At 33.9% G+C, this 18,474-nt stretch carries 19 protein-coding genes; 14 read left to right on the top strand and 5 right to left on the bottom strand.

The window, feature by feature from the left end:
* Positions 1–109: 109 nt before the first annotated feature.
* Complete coding sequence (locus tag ACX119_RS07025) at positions 110–1,552, top strand: menaquinone biosynthesis decarboxylase (RefSeq protein ID WP_459350574.1); 1,443 nt, start codon at positions 110–112, stop codon at positions 1,550–1,552.
* On the opposite strand, the gene mqnC is transcribed toward ACX119_RS07025, so the two are convergent.
* A complete protein-coding gene (mqnC, locus tag ACX119_RS07030; protein ID WP_459350575.1) occupies positions 1,547–2,665 on the bottom strand; it encodes a cyclic dehypoxanthinyl futalosine synthase in 1,119 nt (372 codons plus the stop codon). The genes ACX119_RS07025 and mqnC overlap by 6 nt on opposite strands.
* 156 nt (positions 2,666–2,821) lie before the next feature.
* Here mqnC and ACX119_RS07035 point away from each other — a divergent pair, with 156 nt between their 5' ends.
* The 10 genes from ACX119_RS07035 (at position 2,822) to ACX119_RS07080 (ending at position 12,374) form a co-directional block, all read left to right on the top strand.
* Positions 2,822–3,604: a 2-amino-3,7-dideoxy-D-threo-hept-6-ulosonate synthase gene (locus ACX119_RS07035; protein ID WP_459350576.1), complete on the top strand. Its 783-nt coding sequence runs from the start codon at positions 2,822–2,824 to the stop codon at positions 3,602–3,604.
* Positions 3,597–4,658, top strand: a complete 1,062-nt coding sequence (locus tag ACX119_RS07040; protein ID WP_459350577.1) for a 3-dehydroquinate synthase II — start codon at positions 3,597–3,599, stop codon at positions 4,656–4,658. The genes ACX119_RS07035 and ACX119_RS07040 overlap by 8 nt, the downstream gene beginning before the upstream one ends.
* Before the next feature lies 1 nt (position 4,659).
* A complete protein-coding gene (aroD, locus tag ACX119_RS07045; protein ID WP_459350578.1) occupies positions 4,660–5,331 on the top strand; it encodes a type I 3-dehydroquinate dehydratase in 672 nt (223 codons plus the stop codon).
* Positions 5,332–5,382: 51 nt separating this feature from the next.
* Entirely contained in the window at positions 5,383–6,204 is an 822-nt protein-coding gene (aroE, locus tag ACX119_RS07050) for a shikimate dehydrogenase (protein WP_459350579.1), read from the top strand.
* A complete protein-coding gene (locus tag ACX119_RS07055; protein WP_459350580.1) occupies positions 6,204–7,058 on the top strand; it encodes a shikimate kinase in 855 nt (284 codons plus the stop codon). Before aroE ends, ACX119_RS07055 begins: the two co-directional genes overlap by 1 nt.
* The gene (gene aroA, locus ACX119_RS07060) at positions 7,048–8,316 is read left to right on the top strand and encodes a 3-phosphoshikimate 1-carboxyvinyltransferase (RefSeq protein WP_459350581.1); all 1,269 of its coding nucleotides are present in this window, start codon (positions 7,048–7,050) and stop codon (positions 8,314–8,316) included. The genes ACX119_RS07055 and aroA overlap by 11 nt, the downstream gene beginning before the upstream one ends.
* 327 nt (positions 8,317–8,643) lie before the next feature.
* A complete protein-coding gene (aroC, locus tag ACX119_RS07065; RefSeq protein ID WP_459350582.1) occupies positions 8,644–9,741 on the top strand; it encodes a chorismate synthase in 1,098 nt (365 codons plus the stop codon).
* Between the two features lie 4 nt (positions 9,742–9,745).
* Positions 9,746–11,116: an aminotransferase class I/II-fold pyridoxal phosphate-dependent enzyme gene (locus ACX119_RS07070; RefSeq protein ID WP_459350583.1), complete on the top strand. Its 1,371-nt coding sequence runs from the start codon at positions 9,746–9,748 to the stop codon at positions 11,114–11,116.
* Positions 11,113–11,964, top strand: coding sequence for a prephenate dehydrogenase/arogenate dehydrogenase family protein (locus ACX119_RS07075; protein WP_459350584.1), 852 nt, complete (start codon positions 11,113–11,115; stop codon positions 11,962–11,964). The genes ACX119_RS07070 and ACX119_RS07075 overlap by 4 nt, the downstream gene beginning before the upstream one ends.
* 5 nt (positions 11,965–11,969) lie before the next feature.
* Complete coding sequence (locus ACX119_RS07080; protein WP_459350585.1) at positions 11,970–12,374, top strand: NUDIX domain-containing protein; 405 nt, start codon at positions 11,970–11,972, stop codon at positions 12,372–12,374.
* Here ACX119_RS07080 and thiC read toward each other — a convergent pair.
* Both thiC and ACX119_RS07090 read right to left on the bottom strand, forming a co-directional pair.
* Complete coding sequence (gene thiC / locus ACX119_RS07085; RefSeq protein ID WP_459350586.1) at positions 12,357–13,685, bottom strand: phosphomethylpyrimidine synthase ThiC; 1,329 nt, start codon at positions 13,683–13,685, stop codon at positions 12,357–12,359. The genes ACX119_RS07080 and thiC overlap by 18 nt on opposite strands.
* A gap of 458 nt (positions 13,686–14,143) precedes the next feature.
* The gene (locus ACX119_RS07090; protein ID WP_459350587.1) at positions 14,144–14,335 is read right to left on the bottom strand and encodes a hypothetical protein; all 192 of its coding nucleotides are present in this window, start codon (positions 14,333–14,335) and stop codon (positions 14,144–14,146) included.
* A gap of 104 nt (positions 14,336–14,439) precedes the next feature.
* Here ACX119_RS07090 and thiD point away from each other — a divergent pair, with 104 nt between their 5' ends.
* From thiD to ACX119_RS07105, 3 genes are read left to right on the top strand one after another with little or no spacing between them, the layout of a single operon-like run.
* Positions 14,440–15,735 carry a bifunctional hydroxymethylpyrimidine kinase/phosphomethylpyrimidine kinase gene (gene thiD, locus ACX119_RS07095; RefSeq protein ID WP_459350588.1) on the top strand — a complete coding sequence of 432 codons (1,296 nt, stop codon included), beginning with the start codon at positions 14,440–14,442 and terminating at the stop codon, positions 15,733–15,735.
* A 52-nt stretch (positions 15,736–15,787) separates the two neighbouring features.
* Positions 15,788–16,489, top strand: a complete 702-nt coding sequence (locus tag ACX119_RS07100; protein WP_459350589.1) for a nucleotidyltransferase family protein — start codon at positions 15,788–15,790, stop codon at positions 16,487–16,489.
* Between the two features lie 8 nt (positions 16,490–16,497).
* Positions 16,498–16,935: a GNAT family N-acetyltransferase gene (locus ACX119_RS07105; RefSeq protein ID WP_459350590.1), complete on the top strand. Its 438-nt coding sequence runs from the start codon at positions 16,498–16,500 to the stop codon at positions 16,933–16,935.
* Here the strand turns inward: ACX119_RS07105 and ACX119_RS07110 are convergent.
* Together ACX119_RS07110 and ACX119_RS07115 are read right to left on the bottom strand one after the other, a co-directional pair.
* Positions 16,932–17,372 (bottom strand): hypothetical protein, encoded by a 441-nt coding sequence (locus ACX119_RS07110; protein ID WP_459350591.1) that lies wholly within the window; start codon positions 17,370–17,372, stop codon positions 16,932–16,934. The two genes, ACX119_RS07105 and ACX119_RS07110, sit on opposite strands and share 4 nt — an antisense overlap.
* A 42-nt stretch (positions 17,373–17,414) precedes the next feature.
* On the bottom strand, positions 17,415–18,431 hold the full coding sequence (locus ACX119_RS07115; protein ID WP_459350592.1) for a galactose-1-phosphate uridylyltransferase: 1,017 nt from the start codon (positions 18,429–18,431) through the stop codon (positions 17,415–17,417).
* Between the last annotated feature and the right edge of the window lie 43 nt (positions 18,432–18,474).

An 18,474-nucleotide genomic window follows, 5' to 3' on the forward strand; every position in this document is an offset into this window, starting at 1 on the left:
GATTATCGTATTAATGAGAATTAAAATGCATTTGTCAAGAGAGTTTTAAGATAATCAGTTATTACACAAATCCAGTTAAGCTTATACTAGATTTAACTTCAGGAGGTACGTGCCTATAGAAGATATTCATGATTTTGTTAAAAAATTAGAAGAAGAGGGAGAACTAAAACGTGTAAAAATAGAAGTTGATTCAGATTTAGAAATTGCAGAAATTTTAAGAAGGGAGATGTATGCAAATGGTTCTGCAATACTTTTTGAAAATGTAAAAGGATATGAAATGCCAGTTTTAGGAAATGCATTTGGTTCAATGAGAAGATTAGAGATTGGACTTGAAATGACGGATTTTACTGAAATTGGTCAAAGAATTGTAGATATGACAAAGATGGATATTCCATCAGGCTTTCTCAATAAAATAAAAAAATTACCTGAGCTATCAAAGATGACAGCATCATTTCCTAAATCAGAATCAAGTGGGCCAGTTACAGAAGTAACATCAACTGATGCATCATTTGATGAATTGCCAATTCTAAAGTCTTGGCCAAATGATGCTGGACGTTTCATTACACTTGGGTTGGTTGCAACAAAACATCCAGAGACAGGAGTTAGAAATCTTGGTGTGTATAGAATGCAAATAGTAGATAAAACTCATGCACTAATGCATTGGCAAAAACACAAGAGAGGAGCTCATCATGGAGATATTTCCAAAGACAGAGGAGAGAAAATTCCAGCTGCAATAATTATTGGTGGAGAACCTGCAACAATATTTTCATCAATTGCTCCAGTTCCAGAAGGGTTAGACAAATACTTGTTTGCAGGAATTACAAGGAAAGAAGGAATCAAAACTGTCAAATGCAAAACAATTGATTTGGATGTTCCAGCAAATGCAGAGATTGTTTTAGAAGGATATGTAGATCCTGCAGACATTAGAGATGAAGGTCCATTTGGAGATCATACTGGATACTATACGCCAGTCGAGCCATATCCAACATTTACACTAACAGGAATTATGAGAAGAAAAGATCCAATATATGTTACAACAGTTGTTGGAAAGCCGATTTTAGAGGATGCATATATTGGAAAAGTTATCGAAAGATCATTTTTACCATTGATTCGAATGTTCCATCCAGAAGTAATTGACTTTAGTATGCCACCTGCTGGATGGTTCCAAGGATTTGCAATTGTTTCAATAAAAAAGAGATACCCAGGTCAAGCAAAAAAAGTAATGATGGGTTTATGGGGAATGGGACAACTTTCTCTAACCAAGACTTTGGTAGTAGTAGATGAGGACATCAACGTTCATGACTTCAATGATGTGTTATGGGCCATTACTACAAGAGCAGATTCTGCAAGAGATACGGTAATTATTAACAATACACCAACTGACACATTGGATCCTGCATCACCGCTAGTAAATCTAGGATCTAAGATGGGAATTGATGCAACTCAGAAAACAAAAGAGGAAGGATATGAAAGAGAAATTCAACAACAAGTAAAAGTGGATGAGAAAACAAAAGATCTAGTTGACGCTAAATGGTCTGATTATTATTTATGATAAACTAACAGGATTATAGAAATTATCTCTCTCTTCAACTTGGTAACCAATTTGATGTATTGCATCAATGATTATTTTATCAGTTAACTCAGTTGAGCGTGCACCAGTACAAGATACAACTTCTTCACCAATAAGAGTACCACCAAAATCATCAGCGCCGTATTGCAAAGCGAGTTGTGCCATACCCACACCATTTGTTAGCCATGAAGATTGTATGTGTGGAATTAATCCATCTAAAACAAGTCTAGAAATTGCAATCATCTTTAAGAGTTGAATTCCACCAGTTCCATATTCAACAATTCCTTCTTCATGCATCAATGTATTGTTTGGCTCAAAATTCCAAGGAATAAATGCCATGAATCCTTTGGTTTTCTCTTGTAGTTTTACAATTTTGAAAAAATGATCAACTATATCTTGTTTGTTTTCTACATGACCATACATCATTGTAGCAGAGCCAGGAATTCCAAGTGAATGAGCTTCATCCATAATTCGTATCCAGTCAGCACTAGAGATTTTCTTTGGACTGATTATATCTTTAACAGAATCAACTAAGATTTCAGCTCCAGCTCCTGGAATAGATTGTAAACCTGCATCCTTTAATCTTGACAAAATTTCTTTTGTAGATGATTTCTCAACTCTTGCGATCATATCAATTTCAGATGTAGATAATCCATGAACTCCAACCTTTGGGAATTTTTCTCGAATCATTCTGAAAGCATCCTCATAATATTCAATTTTCAAATTTGGATTATGTCCACCTTGAATCAAAACTTGACGGATCTTAAACATATCCCAAGATGTTTTTACTCTAGATTCAATTTGATCAAGTGTTAAAGTATAAGCATCTTCAGATCCTGGAGATCTATAAAATGCACAAAACTTACAATCAGTAATACAGACATTGGTATAATTCAAAATAATATTATTTACAAAAGATGCTTTTTTGCCAAATTGTTTTCTAGCAAGATGGCCTGAAACAAGTCCCATTAAATGAACATCATCTGATTCTAATAGTCTCATACAGTCTTCAGGACTTGGACGCTGGCCATTAAGGGAATTTTCTAAAATATCTTTAATGTCACTTTTTTGAATTTGTTCAGTTGTCTGACTCAATTGCTATTCATCTTTTATAATTTCTATTTAATCCTTGATAGCAATTACGCATAAAAGAGAGTCAATCTAAATGATTGATTTGGGCTCAATAACGCATTAGTTTGTGTTCAAAGATTCACGTTATTTTTAAGTAGGGCACAAAAATCAGATCATCTCATGGTATCTGGCAATCAAATTAGACTTAATCGAATTCTCAGAAAAGGAAGAATGTTATGCATTCCAATGGATCATGGAATTTCAAATGGGCCAATTGAAGGTCTTGAAAATCCTGCAGACATTATTTACAAATGTGAAAGTCACGGATTAACTAGTATTATTATTAACAAAGGAATTCTCAAAACATTACCCAAACCAACAAAGATTGGAGTTTTAGTTCATTTTTCAAGTAGCACATCATTATCATTATCACCTAACCGAAAAATGCTTACTGGTACAGTCAAAGAAGCTGTAGCTATGGGGGCAGATGGAGTTTCATTGCACATCAACATTGGTGGAAAAGAAGAACCAGAGATGTTAGAACAACTTGGAATGACAGCAGATCAATGTCATAAATGGGGAATGCCACTCTTAGCAATGATGTATCCTAGAGGAGAGAACATCAAAAATCCACATGATCCAGAAATTGTTGGTCATGTTGCAAGAATTGGCGCTGAATGCGGTGCAGATATTGTTAAAACACTCTACACAGGGGATATCGATTCATTTGCAAAGATTGTAAAGAGTACACCAGTTCCAATTGTAATTGCTGGTGGGCCTAAAGCAAAAACAGATTTAGATATTCTTCAAATGACAGAAGATGCCATGACAGCAGGTGCTAAAGGAGTAACATATGGCAGAAACATCTTTGCTCACAAATCACCTGAAAAAATGGTAGATGCATTAGCTGAAATAATTTTCAGAAAAGGTACAGCAAAGGAAGCACTGAAAAAAATTGAGTAAAACCAGAGAATTAATAATATCACCCAAAGTGTCACAAGCACAATTATCTAAATTCATACCACAGTTAGAGGCAGAAGGAATCAAAACCATATATCTTGACCCAAAAAAATTAGGTAAGAAAAAGACAAAAATGCAAACTGTATACCCTTCAAGTTCAGCAAATTATGTTGTATTAGAGAAGGAAGGAGCCACAAACCCAAAGGGCAAAAAAGTTGGAAAGAAATTTCAAGTATTATCCAATGCAGATATTGAAAACATCCTAACTATTGCAAAGAAAGGATTGGACTTTGTAATAGTGGAAGTAAAGGATTGGAAAATAATTCCACTTGAAAATATCATTGCAAAACTTCACAAAATCCATACCAAAATTTTTGCAATTGCAAGAACCCCTGAAGAAGTAAGAAAGATGTTTTCAATTTTAGAGGTAGGAGTTGATGGAGTAATTTTCAGCACATCATCAATCAACGAGGTAAGAGAGGCAATGGTATACCTAGGTACTAGAAGTTTTGAGATGATGCCAGCTAAAATTATTGAAATCAAAGAAGTCGGTGATGGAGAAAGAGTTTGTGTTGATACAGCATCAATGCTTCACAAAGGAGAAGGAATGTTAATTGGCAGTAGATCAAACTTTTTGTTTTTAGTTCATAATGAATCAGTTGGCTCATCGTTTACATCACCAAGACCATTTAGAGTAAATGCAGGAGCAGTGCATTGCTATACTCTCTCACCAGATGGAACAACAAACTACCTATCAGAAGTGGAGACAGGTTCAGAAGTATTGATTCTAAACTCCAAAGGAAAAGCAAGAAGAGCTACGGTAGGAAGATCAAAGATAGAACGCAGACCAATGCTAATGATTAAGGCATCAGCAGGAGGAGAGATTGGCGGTATTATTGCACAAGATGCAGAAACAATACGTTTTGTAAAACCAAATGGACAACTAGTATCAGTAACACATCTAAAAAAAGGCGATACTGTAATGGTTCACTCCAAGCCTGCAACTGGAAGACATTTTGGAATGGAAGTCTCAGACGAATACATATTAGAAAAATAAAATGAAATACAAAACATGTGTTTCAATTGCAGAAAAAACACCAAAAAAAGTAGTACAGACATTAAAAATTGCTTTAAAAAAATCAGATTATGCCGAAATAAGATTTGATTTTCTAAATCCTGAAAAAATTCCTGAAGCAATTAAGTTGATAAAAAAAGATCTTAAAAGATCTGTCTGTACCTTACGACCAAAAAATGAAGGAGGGAAATTTTCAGGAAATGAAACGGAGCGAATTGCAATTCTGAAATTAATTGCAGAATACAATCCATTCTTACTGGATGTAGAGTTTAACACATTACAAAAAAATCCAACTTTGGCAAAATATCTAAAATCAACTAAAACAAAATTACTTGTTTCTTGGCATGATTTTAAAAAGACACCAAATTCTGCAAACCTAAAAAAGAGAATGAATCAGATGAGTAAATTCTCATCATTTGTAAAAATTGTGAGCACAGCCAAAACTCCAAATGATTCTACTAGAATGCTAGAATTATACAGCAAAAAAGGCAGTAATACTTTGATTTCATTTGCGATGGGGGATTTTGGCAGAATATCAAGAATTTTATGCCTATATTTAGGAAGCCCCTACACATATGTCTCACTTGGAAAGCCAGTAGCACCAGGGCAATTTAGCGTAGATGAAATTAAAAAAATTACAAATCTAAAACAATAATCAAACTAAAAGTTGAGAGTTTAAATCAATCAAATTATTCTAAAAATTAAGATGGGAAAATCATTTGCAGTGATTGGAGATCCTATTGATCATTCATTATCTCCAAACATTCACAGTGCAGCATTTAGAGAATTAAATTTGGACAGCTCTTACATTGCATATAGAATTCCCGTAGGTGAACTTGCAGAAGGAATAGAAGGATTAAAAAAAATAAAGATCGATGGTTTCAACATCACTATTCCACATAAAGTGGAGATGATGAAATATCTAGACAAGATTGATGAGTCCTGCAGTTTGATCGGAGCAGTAAACACTGTAAAAAATACAGATGGAGTTCTAAAAGGATACAATACAGATATGGATGGATTTTTGGATCCACTAAAGAAAAGAAACGTCACAATTGCAAACAAAAAAGTTCTCCTCCTTGGTGCAGGCGGAGCTGCCAGAGCAATTGTAGCAGGTTTTGCAAAAGAGAAAGCACAAAGTATCACTATTGCAAACAGAACACTTGAAAACGCAGAAAAGCTATCAGCGTTTGCAAAAAAGATTGGATTGGATTCCAATCCAATTAAAATTGAAGAGGTAGGAAATTCTGTAAAAGATTATGATTTTATTGTAAATGCAACATCAGTTGGTCTCAAAAATGAATCATCACCAATTTCACTACAGGGAATTAAAGAAAAAACAATCGTGTATGATATTGTGTACATGCCAATGAATACAGATTTTATCAAAAAAGCAAAAGAGGCAGGGGCGACTGTAATTTATGGTTATGAAATGCTTTTGGGCCAAGCTGTTAGGGCCTTTGAGATTTGGCACGGCATAGAAGCACCTTATAATGCCATGAAAAAAGCACTGTTAGGAGGAGTTTGATGGCAAAAGCAAAGGCTACAGTCCATGGAGCGATATCATTAGTTAACGCGATTGCAAACAAAAAAGGTGCAACGCTGGGCATAGCACTAAAAGTAGAAGCAGAAGTTGAGGCAACCCCAGGTAAAGGAATAGTAATTCAATCAGAGAGCAAAAGTCTTAGTTCTCGTCTAATTACAAAAACAATAGAAAAAATTCTCTCTAAAAAAGATCTTGAACAAAATAAGATTACAGTAACACTGGATTCAGAAATTCCAACAGGGTATGGACTCAAAAGTTCCAGTGCTATATCATCTGCAGTTGCATTGGCATGTGCAAAAATCTTCAAACCAAAGTTGACGGACCAACAAATACTCATTGCAGGAGTTGATGCATCAATTGAATCTAAAGTGAGCATTACTGGGGCATATGATGATGCATGCTCATGTTACTATGGAGGATTCAATGTCACAGATAATGCAAAAAAAACTAGAGTTCATTTTGAAAACGGTCCTTCAAATTTAATTGCAGTGATATTTATTCCAAAAAACAGAAAAAGAGGGAATCTCAAAGATTTAAGTTCATTATCTGCTGTCTTTGAGAAAGCATGGGAGCTTGCAAGAAAGGGGAATTATTGGGAAGCAATGACAGTCAACGGATTAGCTGCCGCATCAATATTAAATTCAGATCCAAAAATAATCACAAGCTTAATTGAGAAAGGTGCACTTGCTGCATCAGTTTCAGGTAACGGACCAGCAATTGCAGCTGTAACAAAAAAAGAGAACGAATCAGATATTAAAAAAATATTTTCTGCACTTGAAGGAAGTGTAATAGTTTCAAAAATTAGTAACAAAAAGGCTGAAGTACATGAGTTGTAATATAGAAAAATCAAGCATTACAGGAGAAATTATTTGTCCAGCCAACAAGAGTTACACGCATAGAGCAATATTTCTTGCATCACTAGCCGGAAATAACAGTAAGGTGGAGAATGTATTACTATCAGCAGATACCAAAGCAACAATTGAAACATGTAAGAAATTTGGAGCAGAGATAGAAACCAATAATTCATCAATAATTGTTAAAAATCCAATTAATTTAGGAACAAAAGTACCCGAAATCAACACAGAAAACTCAGGAACTACTATCAGAATAGCCTCAGGAATTGCAAGTTTGTTTTCACATGAAATAACATTAACAGGAGATGCAAGTTTGCAAAAAAGACCAATGCAGCCTCTCTTAGATGCATTATCTAGCATAGGAGCACAATGCACTTCAACTAATGGTAATCCACCAATTACAATTAAAGGAAAAATAATAGGAGGAGATGTTTCCATTCCCGGAAATTTTTCGAGTCAATTCATATCATCATTATTAATTTGTGCTCCATTAACTGAGAAAGGAATCAATCTATCAATTGAAGAGAATTTAGTTTCAAAGCCATATCTTGATGCCACAATTGCAACAATGAGAAAGTTTGGAGTTACTGTTCAAACATTAATCCCCTACAAACGATACAATATCTCTCCCCAAATTTACAAAAGCACTACTTTTGTTGTACCAATAGATTTCTCAAGTCTAGCATTACTATTGTCAGCTGCAGTTCTTAATGGAAAAGATGTGACAATTAAAGGAAGTATTGGAAACTTGCCACAAGGCGATGAGTTGTTTATTGATATTTTAGAACAGTTAGGAGTAATTGTAAAGATGGATGATGAAGAAATTAAGATAGAATTACCTGAAAAATTAAGAGGCGGTAAATTTGATTTGAGTAACTCTCCAGATCTTCTACCTCCACTTTCAATTCTTGCATTAAAATCATCAACACCAATTGAGATTGTAAATGTAAAACACGCAAGACTAAAAGAAACAGATAGAATTGCAATAATTGCCAGAGAATTAGTAAAAATAGGAATAAAGATTCAAGAAAATGAAGATGGTTTAGTTTTAGAACCATCAGAAAAACTTGTTGGGGCAAAATTAAATTCAGAAAATGATCACAGACTTTTCATGGCATTCTGCATTGCAGGGATGTTTGTAGGTAATTGTAGTGTATCAGACCCAGAATCAGTGAGCGTATCTTATCCAGATTTTATTTCAGAAATGAATCGACTCGGGGCAAAAATACAGATACAGTAAAAATATTTTCAAAAAAATGAATTTTAAGTGATAAAAGGCGCGACCCTGTATAGAGTGAAAAGCATTCTCCTCACCCACAACGCTTTTGCGTAGATAACATGTCTTTTTCGCAGAGCCGCGCAAACTATTTGTTAGAATTCGCACGTTTTCGCATATATTATATACGTTATCATGATATTTAAGATTATATTATAATTATTTCAATAAAATATCATATTTTTTATAAATTATATTTGCTCATGAATAGGCAATACAGGTAATTTTTCAGTTTGAAAATTGAAAAAAATACAGAATGAGGAATTATAAGCATCATTTTACTTTGTTAGAATGTTGCCCGGAAGTTCAATAGGCCAGCGTCTTGTTTTAACAAGTTTTGGTGAAAGTCACGGAAAATCAATTGGTGCTGTTTTAGATGGGTGTCCAGCAGGTTTAGAAATTGATGAAAAAGATATTCAAAAAATGTTAGACTTGAGAAAACCAGGTCAGAATTTAATTTCAACGCAGAGAAAAGAAGGCGATGTTGTAGAGATTATTTCTGGAGTATTTAGAGGATACACAACAGGAGCTCCAATAACAATGGTAATTTGGAATAGTGATCAAAAATCAAAAGATTATGATAGTTTGAAAACTAAACTTAGACCTGGTCATTCAGATTACACTGCAATGATAAAGTACAATCACTATAATGATCATAGGGGAGGCGGAAGATTTTCAGGAAGATTAACTGCAACTCATGTTATGGGGGGTGCAATTGCAAGAAAATTACTAAAAATTACACTAGGGGTTGAGACAAATTCCTATACTACACAAATTGGAAAAATAAAGATGGAAAAAGAATTTAATGAAAAAATGGTTAAATCAATTTATAAAAATGAAGTAAGATGTCCTGAAGATAAAACTGCAAAGAAGATGAGAGAAGCAATTTTGAATGCCAGAAAAAAAGGAGATTCCCTTGGTGGAATTATCGAATCAACTACAACCAAAGTGCCAGTAGGATTAGGAGAACCAATATTTAGCTCACTAGAATCAGATTTGAGTAAAGCAATATTTTCAATTCCATCTGTCAAAGGAATAGAGTTTGGTTCAGGGTTTGCAGGTTCAGAATTATTTGGCTCAGAGAACAATGATCTTTATACAATCAAGAAAGGAAAAATAACTACAAAGACAAATAATTCAGGAGGCATTCTTGGAGGAATTTCAAACGGAATGCCAATTACTATGAGAATTGCATTCAAACCCGCATCATCAATTGCACAAAAACAAAGTACTGTAGATATTAAAACAAAGAAAGAGGCCATACTTCAAGTGAAAGGAAGACATGATCCATGTGTAGTGCCTAGAGCACCACCAGTTGTAGACTCACTTGTAGCATTAACCATAGCAGATCATGCACTAATTTCAGGCATAATTAAGCCAGTTTTGTAAGAAAATGGCAGATATTGATGAACTCCGCAATAGGATGGACGAAGTCACTCTAGAAATGATAGAATTGCTAAAAACAAGAACGAATATTGCTGAAAAAATTGGAGAGTTGAAAAAAAGTATCGGCAAGGGAGTTACCGATGAGAAGAGAGAAAATAATTTACGTGAAAAAGTAATCAAACTTTGCAAAGATTTAGAATTTGATGAGTCAATTGCAACTAAATTTTTAAATTTTCTTTTAAACGAATCAATAAAAGTTCAAACAGGTAACAAGCAATCACATTTATCAATTTTCTTAAAAGCTAAATCACTTGAACAGCAAGGGAAAAAAATAATCCATATGGAAGTAGGAGAACCAGACTTTATGCCACCTCAAATTGTAAAAAAAGCATTAGAAGAAGTCTTCGAAAAAGGATTTGTAAAGTATGGTCAACCTAAAGGAATGCCAATCTTCAGAGAGGCACTTGCAAATCATGTAACTAAAAAATTCAATGCCAAAGTAACACAAGATAATATCATAGTTAGCCCCGGAGCTAGATTTTCAATATTTACAGCAATTACTACTATTCTCAATCCGGGTGATGAAATGATTGTAATTGAGCCTGCATGGCCGGCATACAAAGATTGTGCACTTCATGCAGGAATTAAAGTCAGAACAATCAATACAACACTTGAGAATAAATGGGAACCATCAGTTGAGCAAATCAAGAATATCATAAATCCAAATACAAAGATGATAGTACTAAACTATCCAAACAATCCAACAGGAAAAATTTTACCAGAAAAACTTCAAGATGATATAATAGATATTGCAAGAGAAAATGGTCTCTTTGTGTTAAGTGATGAGATCTATTCACAATATGCCAAAAAAGAATGGAAGAGTATTCTAAGTTACAATTATGACAAAAGTATCGTAACTCAGTCATTTTCAAAATCTCATGCCATGACAGGATTTAGAATAGGATATGCCGTAGCAGATGAAAAAATTATTGAAAAAATGTCAAAATTGGAGGCTTTGTGCCTCACAAATGTATCAGAACCTATCCAATATATCGCCATGAAAGCATTGGAATCAGACACATCCAACAATACTAATACAGTACAGAATAGACTAAATGTATTGGAACAAAAAGCAAAAGACTTGGGATTAGACTTTGTTTCCCCAGATGGTGCAATGTATCTCTTTGCCAGAATCAATCAAGAAGGATTTGATGGGGTAAAATTTGCAAATGATACTTTGGAGAAAGGATTAGCAGTTGCACCGGGAGAGGGTTTTGGAGATTACAAAAATTTCATTAGAATCTCAGCATGTCAAGAAGAAAAAACACTAATTGACGGAATGAATATACTTGGTAACATAATGAGTGAGAATAGATGAAAAAAGTAACAGTGATTGGTGCCGGCGGTCAAATGGGACAATGGTTTTCAAAATATTTTGCATCAAAAGGATTTGAAGTTACAGGTTATGATTCAGAATCAAAGATAGGGGGAAAAGACATTATTGAATCAGATTCCCTAGTAGGAGCTATTCTCAAAGCAGACTATGTAGTATTATGCACACCTACAAGAAGAACACCAGAAATTATTAGACTAATTGCAAAAGAGATGAAAAGAGGGACATACCTCATCGAGATATCATCAGAGAAATCAAAAGTAGTTTCATCATTATCAAAGATGCCTGCCAAGATCAATCCAATTTGTATTCATCCAATGTTTGGACCAGGTGTAAAAACTATCAAAGGCCAAAATATTATTTCAGTTCCAATCAAAGATGCAAAAAAAGAACTAACAGTTACCAAATCATTATTTGAAGGTGCAAACTTTGTCACAATTGATGCAGTAGAACATGACAAAAAGATTGCAGTGATTTTAGGATTAACTCATTTAATGAATTTAGTATTTGCAAATATCATTTCAAAAGATGAAAAGATGCTCCTAACAGAAAAGATGTCAGGAACTACATTCAGAGTTCAAAAAACATTAGCTGAAAGCATCATGACTGAGTCCCCAGAACTCATTGAGACAATCATTGCCAATCCAGAAATTCGCAGAGTTGCAGAAGAGCTTTGGAAAGACATTGGAAGGCTACTGACGGCAGTACAAGAATCAAAGACTGAAGAAGTAATTAATTACATCAAAGATTGTCAAGAGAGGCTATCCAAGCACACGGACATTAATGAATCATATAAAAAATTAACAAAAATGGTAAAAGTCGTTGAAAAATAACAGATATGCGCTCAACGAAGATTGTCACGTCGTTTATCAGAGATAACGATAAACTCCTACTTCTAAAGAGAAGTGAAAAGGTAAAATCCATGAAAGGTCTATGGGCAGGCATTAGTGGAATTATTGAGAAAAATGAAGAGCCATTAACAAGGGCAAAGATAGAAATTTTTGAAGAAGTTGGAATCACTGAAGATAAAATCACATTAATCAAATCTGCCGAGGAGATGCGTGTGAATTCACCACAGTATGAAAATCATGAATGGGAAATATTTCCATTTTTGTTTGAAGCAAATAATCCTACAATAAAATTAAACTGGGAGAATTCAGAATTCAAGTGGATCAATTTAGAAGAGTTGGATAATTTTGAGACAGTTCCTAGTCTAGAAAAAGTACTACTCAACTTGTTGTAAGTTTTTGTTTTCTTTTTCATATTTTTTTTGCTGTGGCAACATCATATAGACACATGCACCACCACACATCGTACACGGAACATTATTTCCAGGATGTTGTCCTGTTCTGCTATGAATTCTAGCTGCCTCTTCAGGATCAATTGATAATGCAAGTTGTTTTTCCCAATCAAGAGTACGTCTTGCCTCGGTCATCTCCATATCCCATTTGATCACCTTATCACGTATTTTAACAAGATCTCCAGCATGAGCTGCAATTCTATATGCAATTAATCCAGCTTTTACTTCTTCGGCATTTGGTAATGCCAAATGTTCAGAAGGAGTAAGATAGCACAGTAAATCAACTCCTTCACTTGCAGAAACTGCAGCACCAATTGCACTTGCAATATGATCATGGCCTGATGCAATATCCGTAACTAGTGGACCAAGTACATAATATGGCACATCACCAATCAAAGATTTTGCTAGTCTAACATTTGCTGCAACTTCATTTAATGGAACATGTCCTGGACCTTCAACCATAACTTGAATGTCTTGCTCATGAGCACGTTTAGTTAATTGAGAGATGTTGATCATCTCCTGAACTTGTAGCTCATCATGAGAATCCAAAATTGAGCCTGGTCTTAGTGCATCACCGAGGCTAAATGTCACATCATATTTTTTTGCAATTTCAATTAGATAATCATAGTGAGTAAGATAGGGATTTTCTTTATCATGCTTTAGCATCCAAGCTGCAGTAATAGTACCGCCTTTGCTAACAACACCACCATATCTTTGAACTTTTAGAATTCTTTTTGCAATATCTTTTGTAATACCGCAATGAATTGTGGTGTAATCAACGCCGTCTTTTGCATTATTTTCAAATGCATTTAGATAATCATCTTCTGTAAGATTTAGTGGATTTTTATGAAATTCAACGCCATAGTTGTATGCCTCATAAATTGGAACTGTTCCAAAAGTTATCGGTGCAGCTTCCAAGAGAGTTTGTCTGATTTTTTTTACATCTCCCCCATCACTTAAATCCATAATAGTATCAGCATGATATTTTATTGCAACTTTGGCTTTTTCAATTTCTTCATCCAAGTTTACATTCAAAGTAGAGGTTCCAATGTTAACATTGACTTTGGTCTTTAACCCTTTACCAATTCCAACGTTGTGAATTTTTTGCGGTCTTTCGTTATTGTTTGGAATAATAATTGAACCACGTGCAATTTTTGGAATCAGCCAATCAAGTGAAACATCTTCATCTTTTGCAACTTGCTTCATTTGCTCAGTGGCAACCCCACGTCGTGCTGCAGTCATTTGAGTTGCCATAATGTATTATGAGTGATTTCCCTGATTTAAACAATCTGAGAAGTACATAGGAGTAAAGGAATCTCACATCCTCTTAACACTATATTAAGAAAAATGATCGATCTTATATGTAATAATTGGTATTATATTCATATGAGAACAAGTAAGGAATGCAGACATTGTGGTAGAGAATTTTACAGTATGAAAGATGAGTTTTGTTCGTTTGATTGTGTAAATCAAGCATCATCATAACCATCTATTTTATTTTCAAATCATTTTCTAAAATTTGTTTTTCTGATTTTATTTTATCAATTCTACTCAAAATAGGCCCAATAATACGCTCAGATTCAGGGGAATTTGCAAAGTTTTCTCAAATTTCAGAAACACGTTGTACTAATTCATGTTCTGCCAAAACTAATAATATGTAACTACGGAGTCTTTGATTCTCAGATTTTAGCGATTCAATATCAGACATAGAATTACCTTGGAGGACTCCAACTTTCTTCAACTGCATCATTATTATTTTCAGATACTAGGAATTTTTTACCACACTTGAAACATTGCCAAAGAAATTTTCCATCTTTTTTTGTTTGATATTGCATTGGCAGTAAGCAAGTTGTACACCGCAACTCTTCAGGAATTGTGTCATCAACAACAGGGAGTTTTGTCATTTGTTCCATGCAGGTAAATGAAGTATAAAACAGCTATTAAAAATCTAAAAAGAAATTTGTGTGTTAAAGGAAATATAGATTAGGACAAATAACAAGAAAATACAATGAATTTATTATCAATTGGAGGATCTGATCCATCTTCAGGGGCAGGAATACAAAGTGATGTCAGAGTATTTTCAACACTAAAGGCTCATGGATTAACCGTAATAACTGCAATTACGGGACAAAACACATCATCATTTGGTATGGTTGAACCAGTTTCAGATAAAATACTAAAAAATCAATTAGATGCAGTTTTTTCGGATTTTAAAATTGATGGGGTAAAAATTGGAATGCTGTATAATTCTAAAATCATAAAAATTATTCATGATAGATTAAAGAAATTAAAAATTCCCATCGTAGTTGATCCCGTAATAAAGTCAACAACTGGTGGAGAATTAATTGAAAAAGCAGCAATTAAAGATTTTAAAAAATTAATTCTTCCACTTGCAACAGTTATCACACCTAATAAATTTGAGGCCGAAGTTTTATCAAATTCTAAAATGGGTTCAAAAAATCCCCCAAATAAGATTGCACTAAAGATTCAGAGAATGGGGGCAAAAAATGTTGTCATTACAGGAATAGAGAATAAAAACAACAAAATTTCAGATTTTGTTCTAGAAAAAAATACCAAATATGTAATTTCTGGAAATAAAATCAATAGTCTAAATCATGGAAGTGGGTGCAATTATTCAGCAGCAATGATCTACTCACTTGCCAAAAAGAAAAACATCAAAGAATCAGTAAAATTTGCAAAACAATTTACTTTCAACTCAATTAAAAATGCAAAGAATTTTGGACATGGTATTTCAATTACAGAGTTCCTAGAAGACGAACATATTTCAGAATTATCAGAGTCAATTAACAAATTTGTAGAGATAAAAAATATCTACAAAAATATTCCAGAGTGTCAGACAAATTTTGTATTTGCAAAGAAAAAACCAAAATCCACTAAAGATATTCTAGGGATTTCTGGAAGAATAGTCAAAGCAGGAAAAAAAGCAATAGTAGCAGGAAATTTAGAATACGGAGGTTCTAAACACGTAGCAACTGCATTACTAATAATGAATAAAAAATTCTCTGAGATCAAATCAGCTGTAAATATTAAATTTCAAGCAAGCACCATTTCAAGAATTAAAAAATCAAAACTAGTAATGTCAAGTTATGATAGATTGGATGAGCCCAAGAATGTAAAATTCAAAGGCTCCACCATACAATGGGGAATTAAAAATGCGATTAAGAATTCAAAAAAAACTCCGGATGTGATTTATCATAAAGGAGATTTTGGGAAGGAGCCTATGATTTTGGTTTTTGGGAAAACACCAAATGACGTATTAAAAAAAATATTAAAAATTATTTGATATAGTCAAAAAACATCCTTGAACATAAATAGTCATTATTCAAATAGCATTTGTGAAAGCCGTAATTCTTGCTGGAGGCTTAGGGACAAGACTACAACCCTATACGACATTTCTTCCAAAGCCAATGCTGCCACTAGGAGAAAAACCAATCTTAGAACATCTAGTAGATTGGACAAAGAAAAATGGCGTAAAATCAATTGTATTGTGTGTCAGTTATCTTAGAAAGACAATAGAAGACTATTTTGAGGAGGGTAAAAGATTTGGGGTGGATATTGAATATGCAATTTCAAATAAACCACTTGCAACAGCTGGTCAGTTAAAGACAGCAGAAGAGTTCATCGATGATACTTTTGTGTGCATGTATGGAGATTCAATTTTCAATTTTAGTCTAAGAAATATGATAAAGCAGCACAACAAGAAAAAGGCATTTGTTACAATGAGTCTTAATGAGTACAAAACAAATCTCCCATATGGAGTCATTGAGACATCAAAGAGTGGGAAAGTTACCAGTTGGAATGAAAAACCAGAGATAAAAGCTAATGTGAATATGGGCTGTTATGTCATGGATCCCAAAGTTCTAAGTTTTATCCCAAAAAACAAGCCATATGGAATGGATGATGTGATTAAAAAAGTCATGAGTAGAAAAAAATTTGTAAACAGTTTCATTACAAAAAATGGATTTATTGATATTGGCAATAAATCAGCATACAAGAAAACATATCAAGACTATATTCAAAAACTAGGCAAGATCTGAAAATTAAGATGAGTGAGCCAATTATTAGAAAATTACAAAGGCAAGACCTCCAAAATGGATTTCTAAAAACTCTAGATTCCCTAAGGCAAACAAGCAGTATTGATAATAAAAAAGCTGAAGATATATTTGAAAAAATTAATTCAAATCCAAACCACATCATTGCCGTTGCAGAGCTTGATGGGAAAATAATTGGTGCAACAACTCTACTAATTGAACAAAAATTTATCCACGAGGGCGGGCTAGTGGGCCACATTGAAGATGTTGTAGTGGATAAAAACTTCCAAGGACAGAAAATAGGCGCAAAAATTATGAATTTTCTTCTCTACATTGCAAAAGAATCAGGATGTTACAAGACCATTTTAGATTGTACAGATGATGTAAAGCCATTTTATGAAAAATTAGGTTTTAAGACAGTAGGAAATGAGTTAAGATACGATCACATCTAAAAGAATTCTTTCTTTGGACGCTTCTTGATATTTTTCATCAGATATATTCCAGTTCCAATTACAGGAGCAGATAAAATCATAAAGAGTGGAGGAACAATTTTTACTGCATCAGTAAGATATTTTTCTTCTATTTGATCAAGCATCATATAACATACAGATAGTCCAGATAACATGATTATACCGCCAATTACAATAAAGCCACCTATAGATTTTGAACCATATTGTCTTGTCATGATAAATGAAACTGCAGCTAAAATGGATGCAGGAGCTACACCAATTGATACAAACTGGATTAACTTAGGATCAGCTGAGAACATTTGGGCATATTCAAAATCTTCTGGAACATTAATCATAAAATTATAAATCGAAATCATCTCGCCAGCAAACATTGCATAAAGTCCAACTGCAGTTATTGCAAGCCATTTTTCTATTGCCACAGTTATAACAATTCCTAGTTGATAAATAAACCATTCAAAAGATTAAACAATGCCAACTAGGTTAGCTAATTCTTTCCTGCATGCAGCTCCTAGTTTTTCTGCTGCCTGCTCTGGAGAAACATCATTTAAGAAAATACCATAACCACGTTCAAGACCAGACCATGATTTGGTAATTGGATAAACTTCAATGTGCCAATGAATTTGGCGACTGTTTTTCTTCTCAGGAGATAAATGAAATACAAGATTGTATGAGACGTTTTTGATAGTCTTTGATAGTCCTCCAAGAGTAGCACGCAGAATTAATGATAAATCATTGATTTCTTTTTGAGTAATTTTAGAGAAACTTGTGGTGTGTTTTTTGGGCGATATCCAAAATTCGTAAGGATATGAAGGAGACCATGGGCAATATGCGATGAATCCCTCAGTTTGCAGGATTTGTCTAGGGCCACCAATCTCCTCATTTACGGTTTGACACATTGGACAAACTCCTTTTTCATTTAGAATTTTGTGTGATGCTTCTGCTTCTTCCTCAATAATTGGAGGAATTGTTGAGAATGTCAAAATGTTAAGATGAGGATGTGGATTTTTGCTTCCTGCCAAATCACCTTGATCTGCATAAATTGAAACGTAAGTTACTCCTTTCTGAGTATAAAGCCATCTTAATCTGTCCTGAACAACAACTAGAACATTAGACCACTGTTCTGAATCAATAGTTGCAAAAGTATCTTTTTCATTTGGGGATGCAACAACAATGTAATGATATCCATATGCAGGTTCGCTGTAAAATGGTCTATCACTGTAAGAATTTTCAGTATCAATTGAGACTATAGGATTTTTGCTTTCAAAAACTCGAATGGACCATCCTTCAACATATTCATCTTCATTGTCTTGGAGACGTTGAAGCATTCCATCTTTTGCTACAAGTGATAAGACAGAAGGGTTTGTCATAGATTCATTTCCAGGGGCAAAGGGAGATTTTTTTGGATCAATTACTTTGTCATCTTTTTTAGAGACAATCATAAAACGCTCTGAAACATAATCCTTGCGCATATCCCCCATAATTGTAATTGGAAGTAAATGTCTGTTAAAACGTTTACTAAGA

The organism is Nitrosopumilus sp. S4, assembly GCF_054515835.1.